Here is a 21587-nt window from a genome sequence, read left to right as displayed (position 1 = left end):
GGGGACGTTAATTATCTGACTGATAGCGGAGCGTTTTAGGGAGCAGATTTGAAGAAAGTCAGCATTATTGATGTGGCGAAGCAGGCAGGTGTTTCGGTTTCCACGGTTTCTTTGGTTCTTCGCCAGAAAGGGAAGATTTCCGCCGCAACTATCGGTAAAGTCCACGCGGCAATTGAAACACTGGGTTATGTGCATAACGTGGCAGCCGCCAACCTGCGTTCCAGCACTTCCAATCTGATAGGTCTTATCCTGCGAGATTTCAGTGACAGCTTTTCCATTAAAGTGATGGCCAGTGTGGTTCAGGAACTGGAAAAGCTTGGATACATGGTGTTTATCACCCAGCCTCTGAATGAGGAGGAGCATCTGGAACGTTGTCTTTTGTCGTTTAAGCAGCATGGTGTTGCTGGAATGATTTATCTGGCTGCAGACTCCACCATTTCATGTTTGCCGGAAAAGATTCGTCAGTGTTCGCTTCCCCGGGTTGTTATATCGCAATCGCCGGTTGATGATAGCGGGGATCTGGTAATTCGTGATAACCGTCAGGCGGCAAGTCTTGCTGTGCGTTATCTGATTGAGAAAGGGCACCGTAACATTGCCTATATTGGTGGTGGGGCTAAGGACTTGATTCGTCAGCAGAGACTGTCAGGATTTCACAGTGTACTGAAGCAGTACGGAATGGCCTGGCGTGAAGAGTTAACGCCTTCCTGTAACGATGACACCAGTTCAGCAGCAGTTATTACTCGTCAGTTGCTGGAAAAAAATAACACCATCACAGCTCTTCTTTGCCATTCACCGGATGTAATGATTGGTTGTACTACAGGTATTCACCAGGTAGGACGAACAGTGGGTAAAGACGTATTTCTGACACAGCAGGTGGCGCTGGTTGGTTTCGAGGATATAGTCTGTATGAATCTGACATCCCCGTCGTTTACCTGCGTTTCATCAGCCAGTGAAGAAACCGGCCGTCAGGCGGCAACACTGATAATTCGCAAACTGAAAGAACCGGGGATGCAACCGCAAAAAATCACATTATCAGGGAGTCTGTTAGTACGGGAGTCTGCGTAGTTTCCCGCCTAATACCCGCCCCTGATTTTATCAGACGTGTATTTTATTTTTGAAGGCGACAACGACACAGCGAATTCTGGTATCTCTGACAGAATGTATCGGTACGCAATGAGGTGGGCCGGACTATAAGAATGAAACTAGCCCCCGCGGTGAGGAAAGACAGGAGCTCCCCGATACCGTTATGGCGGCACGTTTTATGTAGCGACTGGCGGTCATGATCACTTCCGGCATACGGTAGGCGGGGAGCCTGCGGGGTGCGGGGCGGCAAAGAGCCCCGGTTAACATAATATTCAGTGATTAATCAGTGATTTCTCTTTTAAAAATCGCTGAAGCCAGTTGTTCTTTCTGATATGCCAGATACCGTAACCGGTTTACCTCCAGAACCAGATGGCTAATCTCAGACATCAGCGATTCTTCCAGTAAAGGTACCCACAGTTGTGTCGCCATCTGCGGTCAGGAAGTTGCTGATGCAATTCAGAGGGGGAGGTACCAGCCTCTACAGGCTACCTGTATGGTAAAGGACAATACCCACACGTTTTCCCTGTTGATAACCTCATATGAAAATGATTATCGTTCCTGTTGCCTCATTTTCCCGCGATGGTTCGTGAGGCTGGCATTGCCCACATAACTTTTATTATTCCAGTTTGTTCCCCCGGTCTCTTCCCGGAGCCGGGGACTTTTTTAACGGAGGGAGTAACATGAATCCACTGGTTTCTGTGTTTTCCTGGCTAGCGGTATCCGTTATGGGTGGAATATGGTTTGCCTGGATGCTTGAGCTGAATGGCCTGGCTATTTTCTGACACCGTGTAACAAGGGCATCCTTCCATAACATCCGGAAGAATACCTTTGTACAGTTTTATTCCGTCTTCTCTTTCAGTATGATGCTGAATTCAGCGCCGCGGGAATCGACCAGTCGGAGTGTCAACGGCATATCATCCTTCAGTGGTTCTGCTGTGGCAGGTAACGCGATGGTCGCCTTCGCCCCCACTTCGCCTTCAATGCCATACAGTGCGGGCTTAAATTTATTGTAGTCGTAGTCATTACGGAAATTTGCAGCCGGAACGGCAGACAACATTCTGGTATCCCAGTGGAAAACTTTCTCCCCCTGACTGTTGATGAGCCAGGCATCCATTATATTCACAGGTGCTTCCGGGGTACCGGCATCCAGATAGGCATGGAATGAAACGGAACCATCCGCGTTAAGCACGCCGTTGTCCAGTGAAATATGATGTTTAGTCGGACTGACGGGACCTGAATGGAACCAGGTGACGACGGAACCGCGATAATGATGATAGGTGCCAATATCAAAGACAACAACAAAGAGCAATGTCCACAATGCCAGCTTTTTATAACCACCGTCATTCAACGGAACCGGAAGGGAACCGCCGCACCAGCGGAACAGCCAGCTTTTTTCCCATGAAGGATTCTTTCTCAGAAGGATATTATCGACGGCATAGTGCGGAGAGCCACAGAGGAATATGGTTGCCCCCATTGCCAGATTGCAGGCAGCCATGGTCCATTCATCAATACAGGTCGCCCCCTGCCAGCCAAACATCAGCATAAGCAGGACGGAGAATACCATTGAGATAAAAGCTGATATTCGGGTGAAAAGGCCAATCATCAGAAATGCGCCAACAAGGAACTCGGCGGCACTGAAAATAATGATACCGGCATACAGCAACCAGAAGTGCTGAAGCATGAAGGAAATCACATGCTCCAGCCCCAGCAGGGCACCCGGCATGGCGGTCTGGAACTTGTTTGCCATCCAGTGTGCGGAATGTGGGTCAATCTTCTGTGTTCCGTAGATAAAGCGTCTTGAGCCGCCTCCCCAGTAGATAAAGCCCTGAATAACCCTGACGGAGAGCAGTCCCATGGACATAACCATGAACCGGTCTGCAGGCTCCCTGAGTTTAACCATAATGGATGCTGACATCTTTGCCTATATGCGTTATGTGCCCGGGACAGGATACCCGGCCAGGTGTGACAGACGCCGGAAACAGGAACCGGTATGAAATGTTATATCGTCAGTTACGCTGTTTACATAAACTGACAATTTAAAAAACTATAAGATGCAGGTTACTGATGTCAACAAACGCACATTGGGCATTAATGCGGCACTACATTGTAGTGCGGAGTCTGGTGTATGATTTGGGCGAATCAATCAGCGACATGTGGCAGAGGAGGGACTGAGTGAAGAAAATACTGTGTGTTCTGGCGGGTATGCTGGCCGTAACGGCAGCACATGCGGATTATCTCCGCGACATACAGATGTCCATGCAAAAAGCGAACACGGGAACGGAAGCCGTGACGCTCTGGAATGTGTACCGGATGACGGACAGCGAGGGAAGCAGGGTAGTCTGCGGTTTTGTCAAAGGGTTTGATGATACCGGCCACTTTATGCCATTTCTCTATAAGAACGGCGAACTGTTCCTGAATAACAGCGCACGTCCTGAGCAGGGGCAACAGACATACCTGGCCTCACCGTGCAGTCACACCTCATCGCCAGTGTGACCATAATAAGGGAATGATGACGCCAGCCCCGCTTACTGAGCCGGGCTGGTTTTTTGTTTAATAGCGGCCACGATTTCCTGATGACAGAGCGTGACGGCCTGAAGTTCTCCGCGCAGTGAAGCTATCTGTTCCCGTAGTTCTGTCGTTTCCCGTTGCGCTTCATTTCGCTCATGTGCCACTGCTGCCGTTTCTTTTTCCGCTGCGGCCAGTTTTTCCTGCAGTGAACTGATGAGGCTGCGGGACTCCTCCAGCTCACTGGCGAGCTGGTCGGCGAGAGCCGCTGCCTCAGCGCGGGCCGTTTCCGTTTCAAGGCGGGATTTTTCCAGTGCCTCCCGTTCTCCGGCAAAACCGGCGTCAGCCATTTCGAGCGCCAGTGCCCAGATATCATCCCCGAACACGGCCAGTCTGTCGGTGAGAGCCTGCGGGGGAGGTTCATGCGCAGGAACGGAACGTGCTTTCTGCGCCCGCCACTCAATCATGACCTCGCTGATGGTGGTGAAGCTGCCGCCGCCCAGTTTTTTCCGCACCCGGGCCAGGGTGGGGTTCTGTCCCTCCTGGTCGAGCTCGTCGGCGGCCCGCATAATCTGTTCTTCTGTGATTGCCATAGTGTGATTTATTTCTTTTTGTATGTTGTAGTATCAATAATTCTATTACAACATGCTACAATAAAAAATAGAAACAAATCTGCAACATAAGCATATGAGACGAAATACCGGGACGGTTAAACCGGCACGATGGCTGCCGGTTCTGTATGCGCAAAGAAACATCATATCTGCAGTGTGACGGGGCTTGACGGGGGATACCTCCGGCACAGGAGAGTGCGTCCTGATAATTATCAACTGAGCTTTGCTTTTTCGAGCGCACGGGTCATCTGTATGTCAATATTTTCCTGCCGGCGGGCCGCCAGTTGCTGTATATTGATGTGGTAAACGCTTTTCCAGTTTACCTGTGTCAGATACGACATTTTACGGATATCATAGCCCAGCTCAGTAAGCCCCAGTAAATCATATACCGCCACCCATTTGTCCCCGCAGCGCAGATGAAGCCGGGGATTAATGATGTAGTTACCGTGGCGCAGCCGCAGGAACAGATGCCAGCTGTCCGGCGCATCACGACCGGCCTCATGGCGGGACAACAGACTGCTGATATATTTCTGCTGCTGCCGGTGTGGAGGGAGGATACCCGGGGGAAAGCACCGGCATCCGTCGGCAAGTGATTTCGCGGTATAGGCATTCCAGACTGACAGCTCTTCCCCGAGCCGTGAGTAAAACAGCGCTGTCATCAGGTTCAGCAGGAAAAAGGTGGGGTGGTGGCAGTCAATAACTTTCAGACGGCCATCAGTCTGAACCGCCATGGCGGATGGACAGACCATCGGGTACAGCGCTGCGCATTTCTGGCGGGAAAAACGGACGTCACTGACGGTCATCCACAGTACGGTGTGCCACGCCGTCAGGCCGTCGCTGCCCGTCAGCGTGATGTCTGCGCCATTTTTCAGTAATATTTCAGCCAGTCCCGGGTTACCGGCACGAACGGCCATCATCAGTGGCGTCAGGTTAAACGGATTACGATGGTCGACACCGTACTGGTCAGTATCCCGCAGAACTGACACCGGGTTACGCATACCGTGGGCACGATAATATTTTTGCTCCAGTTGCCGGGCTGCTTTTTCCGGAGACTGGCGGGCAGGTTTAAAGTCCGCCAGCCACAGCCGGTTCAGCCGGGGAAAGAAATTATAGATAACGGAATACTCCATCAGGAACAGCAACCGGTTTTTATCGGTTATCTCCTGAGAACACAGCGCCCGGTAGCCTTCTACTGAAGTGACTTCCCAGGGAACCGTCTTTTGCTGCAGGACTTCATCAAGAATGGTTCTGGCCTGCTCCTCTTTACCCTGCATCTGTAACTGGTGTGCCTGTTGCTGCCAGGCTTCGCGGGAAGACACTTCTTCCCGGATGTCTTCCTGAACACGATCCCGAAGCTCCAGCAGGGAGAAAAGTGGATGATGAGGGTCTGATTCCAGCAGGTACACGTTACGGGTTGCCCGGGTCATCGCCACATAGAGGGCGTTAATGTAAAACTTGTACAGCTCCAGGGAGCGATCGCGTTTATCTTTCCCCCGCGAATATTTACCGGGCTGCTGTAAATCCGCCGGCGTCATATTGCCACAGATATCACGGAACATGCGGCTCTCATCGCTGACCATGTTGAACAGTATCACGTTTTCATACTCCAGCCCCTTTGCTTCCTGAACAGAAAAGACCAGCGGGGTGGAAAAAATACGTCTGGCAACCGGTTTCTGTTCTGCGTGCATCACTATCACCGCATGGCGAACGGAACGACCGGTTTTTTCATTGAACTGCCGTCGGACAGCCTCAGTATCGGGCAACAGAATGATATCACCCTGCTGTACGGAACGACTTTCCGGATGCCAGTAACTCTCCCGATCGATGGCGCCAAAACGACACTGTTTCAGTTTCAGCAACTGCCCGGCCAGACGGGTGATTTGAGGCGCATTCCGGTAGCCTGTATTCAGTACCCGCAGATAATCCCCGCTCATCAGCCCCCTGTGTTCGAAGAACAGGGTCTTGAGCGCAGACCAGGAAAAGAAATTAGGGTGCACAATCTGATTGGCGTCACCGCAGAGCAGAAAAGCGCCCGGCGTTGTCAGACTCTGCAGCAGCAGGTGGATCTGCACCGCAGTCATATCCTGGACCTCATCAATCAGCAGAAAGTCATACGCCGGGGTGACCCGCTCAAGGTACTGGTGGCTTAACAGATTCAGGTCATAGAGGTTTTCTTCTTTAAGCCAGGCACAGTAACGTTCAAACAACGCATAAACGGCGACCCGCTGCTCCGGCGGGAAAATGGACTGGCGGAGTCCGAGAGCCATATATTCTTCCTGGCTGAGGGCCGGAGCGGTACTCACCGAAGCCGTCAGTACCCCCCTGAACTCTTCCAGCATGGCGTGTGCGTTACGAAAAGGGGTTCCCCTGCAACGGCGGGAGAACCAGCGTTCAAATTCAGCGGTGGTAACCTCCCTCCCTGGTGGAATATGCAGACTTTCAAGGAACTCACGAAAAGTAAGAAACGTCACCAGCCGGTCATCGTCTTCGTTTCTGCCGGCGTAATAAAGGTTACGGGCGCTGCTGACAAGCCAGGGAGAGAAGCTGACGTAGAGCGCGGAGGAGCCGGCCAGTTTCATTTTCTCCAGGATAAGTGCGGTTTTCCCGCTACCGGCAGGACCGGTAATCACCAGCGGGGGCGGCGTGTCACAGATGGCCTGCTGGTCATCGTCAAATGAGATTATCTTGTCCTGAATAATGAAGCGCGGGTTCCTGGGGTTGACATAAGGCAGTTCCGGCGAGCCGGAGATATCGCCATCATTCAGGGGAGAACATTTATCCTCATCGACAGTCACGGACTTGTGCAAAAAGCGGGATTTTTCGTAACGGTGGTCGGGAAGGTATTCCAGTACCAGACAGTAAACTTCCTGGCGATAACGATACAGGGAAAAAAGCAGGCGGGCTCTTCGTCCCAGGCGGGCCCGGTAAAGATTAGTGTCAATTTTTCGGGCATCCGCGGCCCGGAAATCATCCTGTTCAATGGCGCGGGAAAAGCGTTCAAACCCGGGAATGTCTGACAGGGTCAGTGTCTGATAAATCAGGACTCGCATGGCATCTCCTCTTGATAGAGTATACAGGGCAACGGCTATATATATCATGCAACGAATGCCGGAGAGATTGAGCGACGTGTTTTTTTCAGTGCAGCAGGGATGCAGGGGCGTCGGTGGCTTTCATCATCTGTTCAGTGGGTTTTGTATGTAGTATTGTCAATAATACCACTACAACATGCTACAAAAGATAAGACCAGCACTCACCGACAGGTCGGTTGTGATGCCGGCAGGCAGGATACCGGGCTCAAAAAAAAGCCCGGCACACACGAACCTGGCACAATAACCATCGGACAAAGGAGTATATAATGGACGAAAAACAGCCTGACCACTCAGACGCAACGGTAAAATTCTGTGCAATGCAGCCTGAAAAGTGCAAGTTTATTTTTCACGCATTCAGGTTTTTCCGGACGGTCAGCGTGGCGGGGGTTTTTTGACGGCTCTGAAGGCATTCCCTTCAGGCTGCCAGAGTCCCATTTTTTTCTGCAGTGCGGTGGCGGCCTGGCGGACATCGCCGAAGGTATCGGTGACGGGACGCGGAGTTTCAGCCTGCTGAAGACACCGCAGTCGTTGCCGGGCAGCCCATTCACGGGAGTCTTCGTCACGGCATCCGTCCAGAACGGTGAGCCAGCGTGCAGCTGCGCGACGGTATAACCCGGCCTGTTCCAGTTCTTCTGCTTTTTCGTCGTGAATCATTGCCATTTTCCCCGGGGCGTTTACCCGGCGGTGTACTGCATCATAACCGGTAACAAAGGAAGATGTTGCGGTACCGAACCACACACGAACAAATGTGCTTCTGCCCGTATATACCCCGACCGGTGGTCAGATGAACGGGAGAAGGAAGGCACCGCAACAGAGAAATGCTGTCACTCTCAGAAAGATAAATGCAATACTCTGCTTGATTATTCCCGGCTGCATATGACAGAAAGCCATAAAAAAGGGGGAATAAGATTTGGCGTTAAACCAGGCTGAACAGGAAATACTGGAAAGGAAGACGGCCCGCTGGGTGTATGAACAGGGCAGGGGCGTGACGGCAAAAGAAGTGGCGAAACGCTTCAGGCTGCATATTCACACGGCGCGTCTTGTTATTCACGGAATAATGAGAAGGACAGACGGAATACGCTGCGAACTGCTCGGAAAATATGAGCATACCGCGAAGGGGGCGAGGCAGGTGAAGTATTTTTCGGTGATTCATCTTCCGGAGGAATATCAGCCGAAGGGCAGTAAAACTGAGAAGCACCGATGATAATGACCGGTAATCAGATACGGTTTTCCGGCACTGAAATAGTCATACCTGGTAAAAATAACTGAGGTGTTTATGAGCAGAACAGTGGTTCCTGGTTTATCCGACCTGGTCTGGTCCCTGATATGTGAAAATCCGGGAATATTTAAACATGAGCTTCTCAGAATGGTGCATAAGCGACTTAATATGATAATTCCTGAGTCTGACTTAAGTGATGTGATATCCTGTCTGAAATTGCATCGGGGTGTGTTTATTAAACGCGGGTATGGATATTTCAGGGATGAAGATACGTTTAGTGAATACAGTTTCGGGCGAATGCCGGGAAAAGAAGTGAGAAGAAAGTGGAGGCAGTCCGGGGATGAAAATAAATAACTCGTTGAGATGTGTAACATCAATTTTTAACCAGTTACATTATCAATGACTGAGACCTGTTTTATTCTGGTTAATGAGCCGGGGTGAAAAATGAAAGACAGAACTGAAATTTTAGGATCTTTTTCATGGAGCGCACTGGTTGCCATAAAAATGGCCCGGCGTGACGGAAGAATAACGTCTGAACTGTCTGAGCATCTTTTTATTATGAACTGGCTGGCAACGGCTAAAAAAAGGAAAATTTTCCCACGTACGGTTTCATCAGAAATGGACTGGCTGATAAATGACGGCAGACTGAAAGGACATCATTCAGGACTGAGGATAAAGCTGGAGTATATTTATTCCACCTGTCAGAAAGATATCAGCGGCCAGGCTGATTATTTTCGTTTTACCCGGGTAATGGAAATACTGAAGAACGCGGACTGGAAGGGATATCTGCTGACGCCGGCGAAATGGAAGATACTGAAGCGTGAAATTTTCGGTGATGATGAGAATTTAATCTTCATGGATGAGAGTGCAGTAAAAATCAGTTTTGACCTTAATGGCCGGCTGATTCGTGCGCTGAAAATGCGGGTCTGCGGCGATATAAAAATGGCGGCGAAGATATTTGAGGATAATTATCTTCCGGTCAGAACAGGATGTCAGGGTGAGGGGCGATATTATTTTTATCTGCAGCCGGAGCCAGTTACCGGAACGGGAGCGCGATAAAATTTTTTGATGATCGGAGTTGATCTGAACAGAAGGGTTGATCTAACATTACCCTGTTTTACAGAAGCTGATGCTTCTCACCAATGTTCCTGTGATCTGAGAGGAACGCCTTCGGGTGATCGCACACCAATGTTTCAGCAGTCTGAGAGAGACGCCTTCGGGTGACTGCGCACCAATGTTTCAGCGGTTTGAGAGAGACGCCTTCGGGTAACCGCACACCAATGCCACCGTAGCCTGAGAGGTGGCGTCTTCGGACGGTACAGCCCTTTAATCTTTGGAAACGGCTGTCGCAGTGAGATTTACTGCGGTTAAGATATCTTAAACTTTTGCGTAAAGAATCACCTGCGGGTGTTACGCCAGTCTCCTGTTACGATGTACGGGAGAAGAGAACGAATCTTTCCCCGGGCGCAACGGGGATGCTGTACTGAGGTTTTCAGCTTCAGATACACGACAGAGCACTGTCTTTTCGGCGAATGGTTAACATACTGTTTTACCGAAGGTTAGTGTCCATTCTTAATCAGGAACGGATTACGTCCGTGTTTCCTGACTTTTTACTTTTTGAGCTGCCTGCTCAGACAAACTCCTGCATGTACGGGTATGCCACATCTGGCGTGAGCTTCGTTCAACGTCTGAAAACGTTGACGAGCGTCACAACATTTGGGGCATCTTCCGGACCATGCAACGACCAGTCTGAGCATGCGCGGCGTCACTTGCGTACGAGTGAAACGAGTACCAAGTGACGCCGCGAAGCGGCAAACGTCTGTAATACGTATTTCCTGATTTCACGGCCTGTCAAAAACGGACATTAACTCGTGGAGAGCAGTCAGCGAAATACTTTGCAGGAACGTCTTTTACCACGCCCGTCGCGTCCGTTTATCACGGACGGCCGCTCAGGGCCATTATTTAACCGCCAGTTAAGGTTCCGGAAATGAAACTTAACGTAATGATTAATGGAGGATTTATTTCGTCATGATATTGAGGCGTCGGTCATAACTGACGGGGAGTTAAATTCACCGTACTGCGTACTGGTTGAACTCCTGTAAAAACTCAACATAGCGTTACCCTGCTACACAATATCAGACGAGCCAGGAAGGCGAACGCACCGACACGCAGGGAACGTCTGTGACGACGAAAAACTAACATTTTTAATGCGTTATGACAGTTCATTCCATCAGGAGCACGAAAAGGTGTTCAGACCGGACGGAATGCGCTGACGGGCAGGTGTGTCTTTTTTTCAGCAGAACTCAGGCAGGATGGAGTATGAAGAATAAATCAGCACGTTCAAAAGTTGAACAGTTCAGGCGGGATTTTATCACACTGGCCCGGGATGCGGGCAGAAGCTACGCCACGGCAGCTGACAGTATGCGTATTGCCGGATACTTTCTGAATTACCTTCGTGAAAACGGGATTAAACTGCGTCATACGGACAGTATAAAAACCCGTCATATCGTCGGGTATCTTCAATTCAGGAAAGAACAGGGTATTTCCGTGCGGACGATCCAGAATGAACGTTCGGCCATCCGGGGCGCTTTAAATAAGGCAGGTCGTTATAAACTGGCTGACCCGGATAATCCGTTGCTGAGTAATAAAGCGCTCGGACTGGAAGAAAGCAGCAGGGCGGGGACAAAATTACCGTTAAGTCCGGAAGAGTTTCATAAAGCATTTAAGGAAGTTGAAAAAAATAATCGGGGCGTGGCGGCAGCCATGCTGCTTTCTTATACGCTGGGATTAAGAAATAAGGAAGCGGTGGAGTCATGTAAATCCGTAATAACGTGGAAACGTGCAATAGAAACAGGTCAGAATTCTTTACGGGTTGTTTTCGGTACGAAAGGCGGCCGGCCCCGTAATACCGTTATTGTGGACAGGGATGCCGTAGGGCGGGCAATCAGCTATGCTGAAAACGTCATGAAGAAAAATAACGGGAAACTGATTGACCGTCCGGATATCAGAAAGGCGATCGACACGTACCGTTATTACTTACGTCGTGCCGGCCTGACGGGAGAAAAAGCCCCTCACAGTATGCGCTATCATTTTTCACAGGAAGCCAGAAGTTTTTATGAAAATAAAGGATATACGGAGCGTGAAATATATGCGCAGGTGTCAATGGATTTAGGTCATGGTGACGGGAGGGGACGATATGTGAAACAGGTTTATTTCAGAAATACAGATACTGATGATGAATGATTTTATTTAAAATAAGGAGTGTTATATGGCGCATTGCATTTTAATGAATATTGAATCACTGGAATACATCCGTGAGAGCGCTGATTTACCTGAAAACGGATACGATGAGGTTCTTTTAAAATTCGTCTGTGAAACGCCGCTGACTGAACTGGATACGTGTGAAATGATATATCGTTATTTTGGTGATGTGTTTTTTAATGAGAATAACGACGATTTCTTTATCCGTAAAGGCAAAGTGTCGGAAATGGGCGGTATTATAAGCGTGATACCACCCGTTAATGTTCCTGAACTGAAAACAGGAGAGTGTATAATACCGGTGATTCCGGAACTGGTCAGTGAACTTGATACCGGTGAATATGATCCGGATTATGGTTCAGCTAATGTTAAGAAAATAGTGGAAAGACAGTTCGGTGATTTATTTGACGGGAAAGGGGAACTGATTGTACATAAATAATGATTTACCGGACTGTTGAAAAATTGATGGTACGTATTACACCCGCTGCTGTACTCATATCAGGAGTACAGCAGCGGTTTTTTGTTTATAAAATAGGGACAGTCAGTGGCGGGTAAATAATCCGGATGACCCTGCAGCGTCGTATGCCACGGGGTTATAAAATAACGATCTGTCAGGAAACGGGCATACGACGCTGCAGCGATTTTGGGGTTGATAGTCTGGATCCGGCAGTCCGGGGCGCGGTTGTTTTATTCCCGTTCGTCCCCGCAGCCCCGTATCCGGTAAAGCAGAAAACGGTGACGATAGTTTACGGTAATGATACGGGGCTGCGGCGATTTCTGGATCGCACAAAAAAACATCACTGTACGTCTTGAATTTTTGCCTGCTGTCTGGTTATCATCAGAATGTTACTACGTTGCTTATGCAACGCACCAATGTTCCTGTGATCTGAGAGGAACGCCTTCGGGTGATCGCACACCAATGTTTTAGCGGTCTGAGAGAAACGCCTTCGGGTGATCGCACACCAATGTTTCAGCGGTTTGAGAGAGACGCCTTCGGGTAACCGCACACCAATGCCACCGTAGCCTGAGAGGTGGCGTCTTCGGACGGTACAGCCCTTTAATCTTTGGAAACGGCTGTCGCAGTGAAGTTTACTGCGATTAAGATATCTTCTTACATCCGGCACAGCGTTGCCGTGTTACGGTTCCGGTGTTTTCAGACTGTAATCTTTATATACCAGCCCTTGCGGGGAAAACTTCCCCCGCAACCGGTGAAGGTTTTCTCCGTCTTTTTTTCGGAGAAAACCATGCGACTCATCACTGTACTGAGCAGAGTCTTATATCGGCTGCTGCCTCATGATACCTGTACATCGGGTGACTGGATTGCCAATCATACGGGTTACCTCAGCTTCCGGGCTGTGGTGCGCGAAGATGAAAATGGCAGATTCCGTGCACACGTTTGTAAACGTACGGGATACACCGTTCTGACCTTTTCTTATGAAAAGGCGATGAACTGCGGTACGTACGACACCTTCCGTCACGCCATGAGCGTGGCGCACCATCAGGCCTGCCAGCTGGCGCATCTGCGCTATGCCTGGGAAATGGCCTGACTGTTCACATCACTATTGTCCCTGCGGGAGAAAACGCTTCCGTCACGGGAGAAGGTTTTCTCCGTTTGATTTCAGATGAAGGAGAAAACCCATGACTTTTCTGTTTAATGTGATTTTTCGGATTTTACATATGTTGATGGTGCTTCTGCCATCGCAGAGTGCATTCAAAATCTGGCTGCGTCAGATGGCGGAAGATGCGCTTCTGATGGAGCATGTTGCCGCCGATATCCGGCTGGCAGGTGAACTTTTCAGGCTTAAATCGCGTTATACCGGTGACGGTATTTCCGCAGCGGAACAGACAGCAGAACGTATCCTGCGTAATGCTGCGTACCGTCTGGGATGCGCGATTTCCCATGGTCTGCCGTCCCGCTGGCCGGCGTGGATGACTCACGAACTGGAGCGTCGGGGCTCCTGTACTGGGGAAGGATTCTGGTGCGAAAGCCGTGGCAACGGTTACCGGGATGCCTGCGATTATGACATATGAGCTGGCGTAACCGTCGGCGATGAATGAACCCTGGGGAGAATTTCTTCCTGGCAGGACAGGCATTACACTTTTTAACCATCCCGGAGGGATAACACTCCCCGGGGGTGTTATCTCTCCACATTTTCAGAGAGATAACATGCTGATGATGACGACACTGAATACCGCGACAGACGCCTTTTGCTGGTTATGTCTGCTTGAGAGTGAGCTGCTGAGTATCCGGGCGTTTCAGAGCGCCGGTCTTTATCCGCCGTACGATGGGGCTGATGAAGAACCGGTTTTTGAATGCTCAGTTTACAACAGTGGCATGGCCTGCGGTGAATTTCTGGACGGTCTGGAGGCGGGCACCATCGCGCCCCTGACAGCAGCCGGAGAGGAACTGCTGGACACGCTGAACCGGATGGGACGAGCGTTATGCGCCCCGGTCTGGGAGCAGGCAGTGAAGCAGGGGCTGTATGATTCGCGGGCTGACCGGACCATTTATGAAGCCGGCGCGGATGGCTGGATATACAACTGACCGACATCCGGCTGGCAGCCTGAACCTGGTTTTACATGCGCGTGTATCGCACGTTGCTGTTTAACAACCCGTGACGGGAGAAACCTCCCTCACAGGGGATGGTTATCTCCTTCTTTATATTTTTTCAGGAGAGGAACCCTCGTATGACTACAAACTCATTTAACGCCATCACACTTGTCCACCGGGACTGCAATGAATGGCATCTGATGTGGAATGCGCTCGGGGAGCATAAAGCGAACCGGACATTATCACAGCCAACCGTCGCTGAGCATTTTGGCGAGGCATGGCAGTACATGGAGACACGCGAAGTCCGGATGTTCGGGTTCCGGAAAGGGTATTTCCATTTCTTCAGGCATCGTATGCATCCGACCGGGGGCGTTAACTACAGCATCAGACTCCCTGCCAGCCAGGGGTTTGATTCAGCAACGCTGACAACGGGTTTTACCTGTGGCGTATAAAAATCAGCGTGACGCTGACAGAGAACGACGCATGTTACTGTGACATGTTCTTCCGCTCAGCGGAGACGCTGAGACGTGCGTTCTCCGGCATCCGCCATGAGCTGAAGGAACTGTTTGCTGAAGCCCGGCACTCTCCGGGCGAGCGCAGACAGATTTACCATGAGAACCGGCTGGAAGTCTGATGCCGGTTTTGAGGGCGTGACGGTGTACTGACGCGTGATGCCGGCTGCCCTGCTGATGAGACCGCTGCGCGGGTGTATCCGGACGCGGAGGCTTCGGAGGGGGAGTCTGACAGAATGATCGGGTATGACTACCTGTATGACGGCAGTTGCTGGATGGTGAAATACCATACGAACCGCGGATGGCAGTACCGTCCGTTACGCCAGGCGTTGCGCAATGCTGCGCGCCGGGCTGCATAACATAACCATACCCTGACCGGGATAAGCCCCGGCAGGGTATCCCGGTTGAACCATACGGAGAGACCAGGATGAGTGAACATAATACCAGACTGATTATTGTGCATCAGATTGTGCGGGTTGAATTTTCAGAAGTGGTGGCAGTTCCCGCTGACTTCAGTCAGGACGAGACCACCCGTCTGGTCAGTGATTTCTGGAATATCACCGACCGGAACAAAGTGGTGACCGCCGCAGAGCTTATGGAGCCTGGTGGTCAGTATATTGAACGGATCGCGCCGGAAGATAACACGCCCGGCACATATAAACCGGACCTGTCTGTGACGAGAACTCCGGAGGGTGAGCTGATTTACCGTCGCCTCAGTGTTGAAGCGCCGGTAACGGCAGACTGACCCTGGTTCCGGTAAGTGATTGCCGGTGAATTTTAACCTTATATTCCGGACTGTCGCCTGGCGGCGGTACCGGAACCATCGTGACGTGGCGTTACCCTGCCGCGTCACAGCCGGGGTGCGCCTTTAGTATGAGGAGTTCCCCGTGAAAAAACATAAAAAAGGTTCATCCGGAAAGACGGCGCATGCTGATGTTTATCAGATGGTGACTGACCGTATTGTTGCCGCGCTTGAGCAGGGGACTGCACCCTGGCGCAGGCCGTGGCAGAGTACGGGACAGGTCTGTACGGGGGGCTTACCGTCGAATGCCCTGACGGGGCGCTGCTACAGCGGAGTGAATGTGCTGCTGCTGTGGATGGCCGCCGTTGACGGCGGTTATGCCGGCAACCTCTGGCTGACGTACCGTCAGGCGCAGGAAGCCGGAGGTCAGGTCCGTAAGGGTGAAACCGGCAGTCTCGCGGTTATCTATAAGGACTGGACAAAACCGGCAGAGGATGAACACGGTAACAGGCTGTACGATGCCGGTGGTAATCCGCTGAGGGAGACCGTCCCCATGCTGCGCCAGCTTAATCTTTTTAACGTGGCGCAGTGTGACGGTCTGCCTGCACATATGCAGCCGGATGACGGTACCGGACGACCGGGTGAAGATTACGCCGTGGTTTCCCCCGAACGTCTGGCGGATGTTCAGACGATGCTGGAGGCGACCGGTGTACAACTGGAGCCCCGTTTCCAGGACCGGGCGTACTACACCCCGGCGGCGGACCGGATAGTCATGCCCCTGACGTCGCAGTTTGACTCAGAGGCGGACTACTGGTCCACGCTGTTACACGAAATGGTACACAGTACCGGGCACCGTAAACGGCTTGACCGGGAGGGTATCAGCGCTCCCCATAAGAAAGGGGATGATGCGTATGCCCTGGAAGAGCTGATTGCCGAGACCGGCAGCGCATTTCTGTGCGCGCAACTGGGTATATACGGTGAGGTGCAGCATGACAGCTATATTGATGGCTGGCTGCGGGTGCTGAAGGCCGACAAAAAAGCGCTGTTCCGTGCCTGCAGTAAGGCAAGAGAGGCTGCGGAATATCTGCTGGCGCCGCTGAACATCCGTTCGGCGGCATGATGTAACGTTAACCCGTGCGGGGAAGCCCGCCGGGGCTCCCGCACATTATCTGCAGGGAGGATTGTATACACGTCTGCCCGGTATCCTGCCGGGCTGTTATTCACTTCACGGGGCGATGCCCCGTCAGGGGCAGGCTCCCGTTTTTTCAGACAGGAGAACCATGTCCGGTATTCACCCTTTTCCGGCCCGGGGACGACACCGTGGCCGTCACGCCACCCGTACGGATATCTGCGAGGACGTCCGTGTCGGTGATCCACTAACCCCGCAACAGGAAGACCGTATCCGCCAGCTGGTCCGGGAGGAATGTTACTTCCGTGACCGTGAAGCGCTGATAAAGCTGACCGCCATGACGCTGCTGCTGAAACTGGCCGGCACCGTCATGCTGGGCCTTCTGCTGCTGGCGTTCCGGTTTCTGTAGGCGGAACTGACTGAGGAGAGAATGATGTACCTGAAAGTCCTGAAGTTCATACTGAGGAACCTGTGGTATCTGGTTCGCTGGCTGGGGCTGGCGATGTACCACGGACTGTCGGCGCTGTACCGGCGAAGACAGACGAAGATGACCGTACTGCGGCCGCGAACGGTGTATGCCGGGCGCTGGCTGCTGGCGGACGACCCGCAGTTCTGCGGGCGGGCCGTGGTGGTGAAACAGGGGGAGAACCTTCGCCCCGGCGTGGAACTGCTGTACTTCGGCGAGGAAAGCGCTGACCCGTATTACGGAGAGCGTTACTTTACTGACCACAGCGAGGCCTCCCGGTCGGCGGAGCAGATGCTGCTGCGCTTTCTGGGCGGGCGTTACCGCCGGCGTCACAACCGTAACCCGTCGCCGGCAGTGCCGCTGCCGGTCGTGGTGAACGGCGCGCAGGCTTCCGGCTCAGGCCGGGAGGCGGCGTGATGAACGCCGAAGCGCTGCTGACGAACCCGCTGCCTGCGGTGGTGATTGGCGACGATGTCTGGCAACAGATGGTGCGTTATTCACCGGCGCCGGTCTGCGAGACGGAGCGGCTGCAGCGGCTGGTTTACCATGCGGCGAAAGCCCTGACACAGGCCCGTAAGTGCGACAGCGTGGTGACCTTCGGTTACTTCTGTCTGCCACCGGACGGCAGTCCGGACACGCCGCTGTGGCGTGACCTGCAGGTGACGCGCGAACCGGACCGGATAACGGTATCAATGGCGCGTTAACCCTTAACTTTTTTCACTCACCCTGGCGGGGAAACCCGCAGGGGAACTCCGCCACTTTTTTACTGCAAGGAGTTCTGAATGAGTAACACACGCCCTGAAACAAAAACTGTGGCTTCTGTTGTCCCTGTGCCGGTAACGAAACAGGTGAGCGAGCCGGAAGTGTTTCAGCGTACCCGCAGCGAGTTTAACCGCTGGCTGCAGGAGCAGTTTGATAACCACTATCACACCATGCGTAACGGCGGTTACCGGAGCTTCCTTGCCCGTAACCATCCGGCAGAGCTGGAGCGTTACGACATTGCCTGTGAGGCCATGCGCCGGGAAGAGTTTAACCGTTTCGCGGAGCTGCAGACCCTGGGGCTGTACCTGCATCTGCAGGTACAGCAGAAGGAGGCGTATTTCCGCCGGGTACGTAACCGGTTGCTGGCCGCGATGGCCGTGACCGGTGTGGTGACGGGCGTGGTGCTGTACGGGTATTTTCATCCGGAACAGGCGCTGCAGGCCGGCCATGAACTGCTGGCGCTGCCGGGAAAACTGGCGGCACTGGCCGGCAGACTGATGAACTGACAATACTGACTGGCGGCTGATATCCGGCCGTTCAGTTCCCGCAGGGAGAGTCTTCCCTGCGGGGGCGCTCTCCCTTTTTATTACCTTAAGGAGAGTGCGATGCAGAAACACACCCCTGATGATATCGCCCGGTTTATTACCGGACGGCTTCTGAATAACCATGATACCGCTGGTCTGCCCTGGCAGGGGCATCCGGCAACTGTCCCGGAACATGCCGTTACCGGACAACCGTTCACGGGGATTAATGTCCTGCTGTTATGGCAGGCGATGCAGCGGTATTCGCTGAACTGTAACCGGTGGCTCACCGGTGATGACCTCCGCCTGACGGGCGGGACGGTGATGCCGGGGCAGAAGCCCGTGACGCTGGTGCGTTACCGGCCGGCACTGTCCCTGATGAAGGTGATTAACCTGGCTCAGTGCGAGGGACTCCCCGACGCACTGCAGGCGGGCTGGCCCTTACCTCCACAACCGGCGGCGAACCATGGCGTCATTTCGCGACTGGTGACCGCCAGCGGCGTACCGGTGGTGTTCCGTGAGGGCGCTGAGCCGGTGTACCGGCCGCTGCATGACCGTATTGAGCTGGCTCCGGTGCAGTATGACGGCAGGTCATATGGTACAGAAAGCAGCATGACATACGGGAATGAGATGCTTCGTCTTCTGGTGCAGGCATCCGGTCACCCGCAACGGCTGAGCCGGTACGGACTGACGGTCGACGAACGTACCGACAGTGTGTATGAAGCACTGGTCACGGATATCGGGACGGCGTTCCTTGCTGCCCGTCTGGGACTGCCGGACAACCGGGAAACATCGCATTGCGGACAACCTGACGGTGACGCTCTGCAGGCTGACCCCTGGCAGCTGTTCCGTGCCGCGGATGATGCCCGCAGGGCAGCAGAATGGCTTCTGGCGCGAAGACCCGTGATGAGTGAGGTGGACACCTGGCTGAAGATGGCCGCGTTTCTTCTCTCACATCACTACGGCCTGGCGCCGGAAGAGACTTTGCTGACCAGCCGGGTGCTGGCGCAACGGCATATCGACAGCGGCATCACGCCGCTGATGGCGGTCAACGCGCTGGCCAGAATATACCGGTGGGAACGGACTGACCTGGCCCAGCGGGCGCTGTTTGCGGAAGAACTCAGTCCGGACAGTGAACTGCTGGCGCTGGCGGAGACCCGGCCTGAGCTGCTGTGCTGCCTTCGCCGGTACGGGGAAAACAGTGATGCAGAAACAACCAGCAGGTCGTCAACGGCCGCACTGCCTCTTCTGCCACCACCGGTGGCGGAAGAGGGCGGGGAAGCAGCCAACGATGACGGTCCGGACGAACCGGATGACAATGTGGTGGCGCTGCCCTGGGCTGCCCGCCGGGGGAAGACAAACCCGCATATACAGGAGTTTGTCAGTCTGTTTAACAGTATTGCTCCGCATGAAAACCGCTGGCAGGTGTTCAGTGATTTTGCGCACATGGCGGCGGCTGCGTTGTATAACGCTGTCCACCGTGACCCCACGGTTGAGGCGGACTACCTGCGCCGGGTTAAACGCTATTCGAAAGAGGACGCGGTCCGGATGTCCGGTCTGCTGGCTGCCGTTACTGACGGGCTGGAATTCAGCCCGACGGATTTTCTGGGTCAGTTGCTGATGACGCTGGAACTGGGAAATCAGTATCTCGGACAGTATTTCACGCCTTACAGCCTGAGCTACACGATGGCCAGACTGAACATGGCGGACAGGCTGCCGGAGCTGAAGAACGGCAGCAGGGAATATATTACGGTCTGCGACCCGGCCTGCGGCGCGGGAGGCATGATTGTGGCGACAGCGGAAGCCATGCTGGAGGCAGGTTATAACCCGCAGAAGCAGATGCTTGCTTACTGTACGGATATTGACCCGCTGGCGGCGATGCTGTGTTACATCCAGCTCACGCTGATGCATATTCCCGCAGTGGTCTCCATCGGTAACAGCCTGACAATGGAGATTACGCGGGAGATGGCGACGCCGGCATACCGGCTGGGCCTGTGGGACCTGAAGCTGCACCGGCAGCAGACTGAACGCGAAAGCAGACAGCATGCGGCGTGACAGCGCAGGGTAACGTTATTTTTTCACTCACCCGACAGGGGTTTTCCCTGCGGGGAACTCCTGTCCTTAACCAGGAGTAATGAACATGCCGGAAAGTATTTATATTCAGCGGCAGTTTATGACGTTTCTGGGACTGGATGTACAGGCGGAGGAAATCTTCTTCCGCGTGGACGACCGGGACACCGATTACGTTAACACTGACATGGTGCTGCACCGTGACCGCCTGCTGGCGGTGATGCAGTTTTTACTTGATGAGGTGACGGCACAGAACCCGCAGCAGCGGGAGAAGTGCCGCCATGCCGAACAGGTTCTGACACTGTGGATACGGGGGCTGGACGCGCTGGCGCAGTCAATGAGCGATATGACCATTCTGCCCCGGACGGTATCAGAGTTCAGCGGGCGGGTGGACCGGTTATTACCCGGTGACCCTCAGGCGCTGCTGTCCCTGCCGGATGAGGCGTTTTTACGCCTGACTGCACAGGGGCATCTGATGTCCGGTGAGCAGATGAGCCGGCAGAATCTGGAGGCGACCCTGCCGTACTGGGACCGTTTCGTGATGCGGATATCCGCCCGGCTTGCTGCTGCGTGTGATTACAGCCTGCTGCAACTGAGCAGACTGTACCGGAATCTGAACACGGAGCCCGGACTACTGCGGTGCTTTACGCTGCCGTTTGGCCGGCTGGAGCTGCATATGCAGCCGCGGGATATGAGCGACTGCGGACATCTTATGGAGTATGACGATGTTTCGGTGGCGGATTACCTGGAGGAGGTTATGGCCGGCAGACTGACGCCGGTTCGTATGGAGGCCAGGGTGATTTACCGCAATGACGCGGAGGTATGTGTCTTCAGACGGAATGCTGACGTTATTGATACTGACCATCCGCACGTCAGTGACTGGCGGGAGCCTGTCACTGAGGCGCTTGACTGGATACGCCGGGAGCGCACATCGCTGGTTCAGAGCGTGCCGCGCAGACCGGTACTGAAACTGGCGGCCTGACAGCCGGTAAACCGTACCGGTACGCAGGCACTGAAACAGCAGTAAACCCGACCAGGGGAGCCTTCCCCTGCGGGAGTCTCCTCTTTT

25 protein-coding genes are annotated in these 21587 nt (G+C 53.2%); 20 read left to right on the top strand and 5 right to left on the bottom strand.

The features are described from left to right. Positions 1-48 precede the first annotated feature (48 nt). Positions 49-1065 (top strand): Mal regulon transcriptional regulator MalI, encoded by a 1017-nt coding sequence (malI, locus tag HV477_RS14070; RefSeq protein ID WP_175065132.1) that lies wholly within the window; start codon positions 49-51, stop codon positions 1063-1065. A gap of 297 nt (positions 1066-1362) precedes the next feature. Here malI and HV477_RS14065 read toward each other — a convergent pair whose 3' ends face one another. Both HV477_RS14065 and HV477_RS14060 read right to left on the bottom strand, forming a co-directional pair. After that, positions 1363-1512 (bottom strand): hypothetical protein, encoded by a 150-nt coding sequence (locus HV477_RS14065; RefSeq protein ID WP_175065131.1) that lies wholly within the window; start codon positions 1510-1512, stop codon positions 1363-1365. 409 nt (positions 1513-1921) lie between these two features. Further along, positions 1922-2944: a TQO small subunit DoxD gene (locus tag HV477_RS14060; protein ID WP_254621664.1), complete on the bottom strand. Its 1023-nt coding sequence runs from the start codon at positions 2942-2944 to the stop codon at positions 1922-1924. 311 nt (positions 2945-3255) lie between these two features. Here HV477_RS14060 and HV477_RS14055 point away from each other — a divergent pair, with 311 nt between their 5' ends. Continuing rightward, a complete protein-coding gene (locus HV477_RS14055) occupies positions 3256-3576 on the top strand; it encodes a hypothetical protein (protein ID WP_175065130.1) in 321 nt (106 codons plus the stop codon). 32 nt (positions 3577-3608) lie between these two features. Here HV477_RS14055 and HV477_RS14050 read toward each other — a convergent pair whose 3' ends face one another. The 3 genes from HV477_RS14050 to HV477_RS14040 all read right to left on the bottom strand — a co-directional run bounded on the left by HV477_RS14050 (position 3609) and on the right by HV477_RS14040 (position 7942). Continuing rightward, positions 3609-4181: a DNA-binding protein gene (locus HV477_RS14050; RefSeq protein WP_175065129.1), complete on the bottom strand. Its 573-nt coding sequence runs from the start codon at positions 4179-4181 to the stop codon at positions 3609-3611. A 230-nt stretch (positions 4182-4411) separates the two neighbouring features. Beyond that, on the bottom strand, positions 4412-7249 hold the full coding sequence (locus tag HV477_RS14045; RefSeq protein ID WP_175065128.1) for a UvrD-helicase domain-containing protein: 2838 nt from the start codon (positions 7247-7249) through the stop codon (positions 4412-4414). Between the two features lie 411 nt (positions 7250-7660). Continuing rightward, positions 7661-7942, bottom strand: a complete 282-nt coding sequence (locus HV477_RS14040; protein ID WP_175065127.1) for a PerC family transcriptional regulator — start codon at positions 7940-7942, stop codon at positions 7661-7663. Positions 7943-8198: 256 nt separating this feature from the next. On the opposite strand from HV477_RS14040, the gene HV477_RS14035 reads away from it, so the two are divergent. The 18 genes from HV477_RS14035 (at position 8199) to HV477_RS13955 (ending at position 21500) form a co-directional block, all read left to right on the top strand. Next, the gene (locus tag HV477_RS14035; protein WP_175065126.1) at positions 8199-8492 is read left to right on the top strand and encodes a hypothetical protein; all 294 of its coding nucleotides are present in this window, start codon (positions 8199-8201) and stop codon (positions 8490-8492) included. Between the two features lie 459 nt (positions 8493-8951). Next, positions 8952-9566, top strand: a complete 615-nt coding sequence (locus HV477_RS14030) for a DUF2913 family protein (protein WP_175065125.1) — start codon at positions 8952-8954, stop codon at positions 9564-9566. 1260 nt (positions 9567-10826) lie between these two features. Further along, positions 10827-11750 (top strand): integrase domain-containing protein, encoded by a 924-nt coding sequence (locus tag HV477_RS14025; protein ID WP_175065124.1) that lies wholly within the window; start codon positions 10827-10829, stop codon positions 11748-11750. A 25-nt stretch (positions 11751-11775) separates the two neighbouring features. Then, entirely contained in the window at positions 11776-12204 is a 429-nt protein-coding gene (locus HV477_RS14020; RefSeq protein ID WP_175065123.1) for a hypothetical protein, read from the top strand. An 805-nt stretch (positions 12205-13009) separates the two neighbouring features. After that, positions 13010-13312: a hypothetical protein gene (locus tag HV477_RS14015; RefSeq protein WP_175065122.1), complete on the top strand. Its 303-nt coding sequence runs from the start codon at positions 13010-13012 to the stop codon at positions 13310-13312. A gap of 91 nt (positions 13313-13403) precedes the next feature. After that, a complete protein-coding gene (locus HV477_RS14010) occupies positions 13404-13796 on the top strand; it encodes a hypothetical protein (RefSeq protein WP_175065121.1) in 393 nt (130 codons plus the stop codon). Positions 13797-13932: 136 nt separating this feature from the next. Further along, positions 13933-14310 carry a hypothetical protein gene (locus tag HV477_RS14005; RefSeq protein WP_254621663.1) on the top strand — a complete coding sequence of 126 codons (378 nt, stop codon included), beginning with the start codon at positions 13933-13935 and terminating at the stop codon, positions 14308-14310. Between the two features lie 143 nt (positions 14311-14453). Next, positions 14454-14768 carry a hypothetical protein gene (locus HV477_RS14000; RefSeq protein WP_175065120.1) on the top strand — a complete coding sequence of 105 codons (315 nt, stop codon included), beginning with the start codon at positions 14454-14456 and terminating at the stop codon, positions 14766-14768. 44 nt (positions 14769-14812) lie between these two features. After that, on the top strand, positions 14813-14950 hold the full coding sequence (locus HV477_RS13995) for a hypothetical protein (RefSeq protein WP_175065119.1): 138 nt from the start codon (positions 14813-14815) through the stop codon (positions 14948-14950). A 114-nt stretch (positions 14951-15064) separates the two neighbouring features. Further along, positions 15065-15187: a hypothetical protein gene (locus HV477_RS28820; RefSeq protein WP_302675411.1), complete on the top strand. Its 123-nt coding sequence runs from the start codon at positions 15065-15067 to the stop codon at positions 15185-15187. A 68-nt stretch (positions 15188-15255) separates the two neighbouring features. Beyond that, on the top strand, positions 15256-15573 hold the full coding sequence (locus HV477_RS13990; RefSeq protein WP_175065118.1) for a hypothetical protein: 318 nt from the start codon (positions 15256-15258) through the stop codon (positions 15571-15573). A gap of 199 nt (positions 15574-15772) precedes the next feature. Then, positions 15773-16690 carry an ArdC family protein gene (locus tag HV477_RS13985; RefSeq protein ID WP_217487792.1) on the top strand — a complete coding sequence of 306 codons (918 nt, stop codon included), beginning with the start codon at positions 15773-15775 and terminating at the stop codon, positions 16688-16690. A 61-nt stretch (positions 16691-16751) separates the two neighbouring features. Further along, a complete protein-coding gene (locus tag HV477_RS13980; RefSeq protein WP_254621662.1) occupies positions 16752-17108 on the top strand; it encodes a hypothetical protein in 357 nt (118 codons plus the stop codon). Between the two features lie 21 nt (positions 17109-17129). Next, positions 17130-17582, top strand: coding sequence for a hypothetical protein (locus HV477_RS13975; RefSeq protein ID WP_254621661.1), 453 nt, complete (start codon positions 17130-17132; stop codon positions 17580-17582). Then, positions 17582-17869, top strand: a complete 288-nt coding sequence (locus HV477_RS13970) for a hypothetical protein (protein WP_175065143.1) — start codon at positions 17582-17584, stop codon at positions 17867-17869. Before HV477_RS13975 ends, HV477_RS13970 begins: the two co-directional genes overlap by 1 nt. Before the next feature lie 78 nt (positions 17870-17947). Next, positions 17948-18433 carry a hypothetical protein gene (locus HV477_RS13965; RefSeq protein WP_217487789.1) on the top strand — a complete coding sequence of 162 codons (486 nt, stop codon included), beginning with the start codon at positions 17948-17950 and terminating at the stop codon, positions 18431-18433. Positions 18434-18532: 99 nt separating this feature from the next. Continuing rightward, positions 18533-20503, top strand: coding sequence for an ArdC-like ssDNA-binding domain-containing protein (locus HV477_RS13960; protein WP_175065116.1), 1971 nt, complete (start codon positions 18533-18535; stop codon positions 20501-20503). A gap of 85 nt (positions 20504-20588) precedes the next feature. After that, the gene (locus tag HV477_RS13955) at positions 20589-21500 is read left to right on the top strand and encodes a hypothetical protein (RefSeq protein ID WP_175065115.1); all 912 of its coding nucleotides are present in this window, start codon (positions 20589-20591) and stop codon (positions 21498-21500) included. Positions 21501-21587 lie beyond the last annotated feature (87 nt).

This window comes from Salmonella sp. SG203, from assembly GCF_013350575.1.
GTDB classification, from domain to species: Bacteria; Pseudomonadota; Gammaproteobacteria; order Enterobacterales; family Enterobacteriaceae; genus Salmonella; species Salmonella enterica.
Note: the sequence above shows the minus strand (reverse complement) of the source record. Positions and strands in the feature narration are given on the sequence as shown.

Coding starts and splice junctions, on each gene's coding strand:
- HV477_RS14065 (WP_175065131.1), bottom strand. CDS start 1,512: ATGGCGACACAACTGTGGGTACCTTTACTGGAAGAATCGCTGATGTCT.
- HV477_RS14060 (WP_254621664.1), bottom strand. CDS start 2,944: ATGTCCATGGGACTGCTCTCCGTCAGGGTTATTCAGGGCTTTATCTAC.
- HV477_RS14050 (WP_175065129.1), bottom strand. CDS start 4,181: ATGGCAATCACAGAAGAACAGATTATGCGGGCCGCCGACGAGCTCGAC.
- HV477_RS14045 (WP_175065128.1), bottom strand. CDS start 7,249: ATGCGAGTCCTGATTTATCAGACACTGACCCTGTCAGACATTCCCGGG.
- HV477_RS14040 (WP_175065127.1), bottom strand. CDS start 7,942: ATGATTCACGACGAAAAAGCAGAAGAACTGGAACAGGCCGGGTTATAC.
- HV477_RS14030 (WP_175065125.1), top strand. CDS start 8,952: ATGAAAGACAGAACTGAAATTTTAGGATCTTTTTCATGGAGCGCACTG.
- HV477_RS14025 (WP_175065124.1), top strand. CDS start 10,827: ATGAAGAATAAATCAGCACGTTCAAAAGTTGAACAGTTCAGGCGGGAT.
- HV477_RS14020 (WP_175065123.1), top strand. CDS start 11,776: ATGGCGCATTGCATTTTAATGAATATTGAATCACTGGAATACATCCGT.
- HV477_RS14015 (WP_175065122.1), top strand. CDS start 13,010: ATGCGACTCATCACTGTACTGAGCAGAGTCTTATATCGGCTGCTGCCT.
- HV477_RS14010 (WP_175065121.1), top strand. CDS start 13,404: ATGACTTTTCTGTTTAATGTGATTTTTCGGATTTTACATATGTTGATG.
- HV477_RS14005 (WP_254621663.1), top strand. CDS start 13,933: ATGCTGATGATGACGACACTGAATACCGCGACAGACGCCTTTTGCTGG.
- HV477_RS14000 (WP_175065120.1), top strand. CDS start 14,454: ATGACTACAAACTCATTTAACGCCATCACACTTGTCCACCGGGACTGC.
- HV477_RS13995 (WP_175065119.1), top strand. CDS start 14,813: ATGTTCTTCCGCTCAGCGGAGACGCTGAGACGTGCGTTCTCCGGCATC.
- HV477_RS28820 (WP_302675411.1), top strand. CDS start 15,065: ATGATCGGGTATGACTACCTGTATGACGGCAGTTGCTGGATGGTGAAA.
- HV477_RS13990 (WP_175065118.1), top strand. CDS start 15,256: ATGAGTGAACATAATACCAGACTGATTATTGTGCATCAGATTGTGCGG.
- HV477_RS13985 (WP_217487792.1), top strand. CDS start 15,773: ATGGTGACTGACCGTATTGTTGCCGCGCTTGAGCAGGGGACTGCACCC.
- HV477_RS13975 (WP_254621661.1), top strand. CDS start 17,130: ATGATGTACCTGAAAGTCCTGAAGTTCATACTGAGGAACCTGTGGTAT.
- HV477_RS13970 (WP_175065143.1), top strand. CDS start 17,582: ATGAACGCCGAAGCGCTGCTGACGAACCCGCTGCCTGCGGTGGTGATT.
- HV477_RS13965 (WP_217487789.1), top strand. CDS start 17,948: ATGAGTAACACACGCCCTGAAACAAAAACTGTGGCTTCTGTTGTCCCT.
- HV477_RS13960 (WP_175065116.1), top strand. CDS start 18,533: ATGCAGAAACACACCCCTGATGATATCGCCCGGTTTATTACCGGACGG.
- HV477_RS13955 (WP_175065115.1), top strand. CDS start 20,589: ATGCCGGAAAGTATTTATATTCAGCGGCAGTTTATGACGTTTCTGGGA.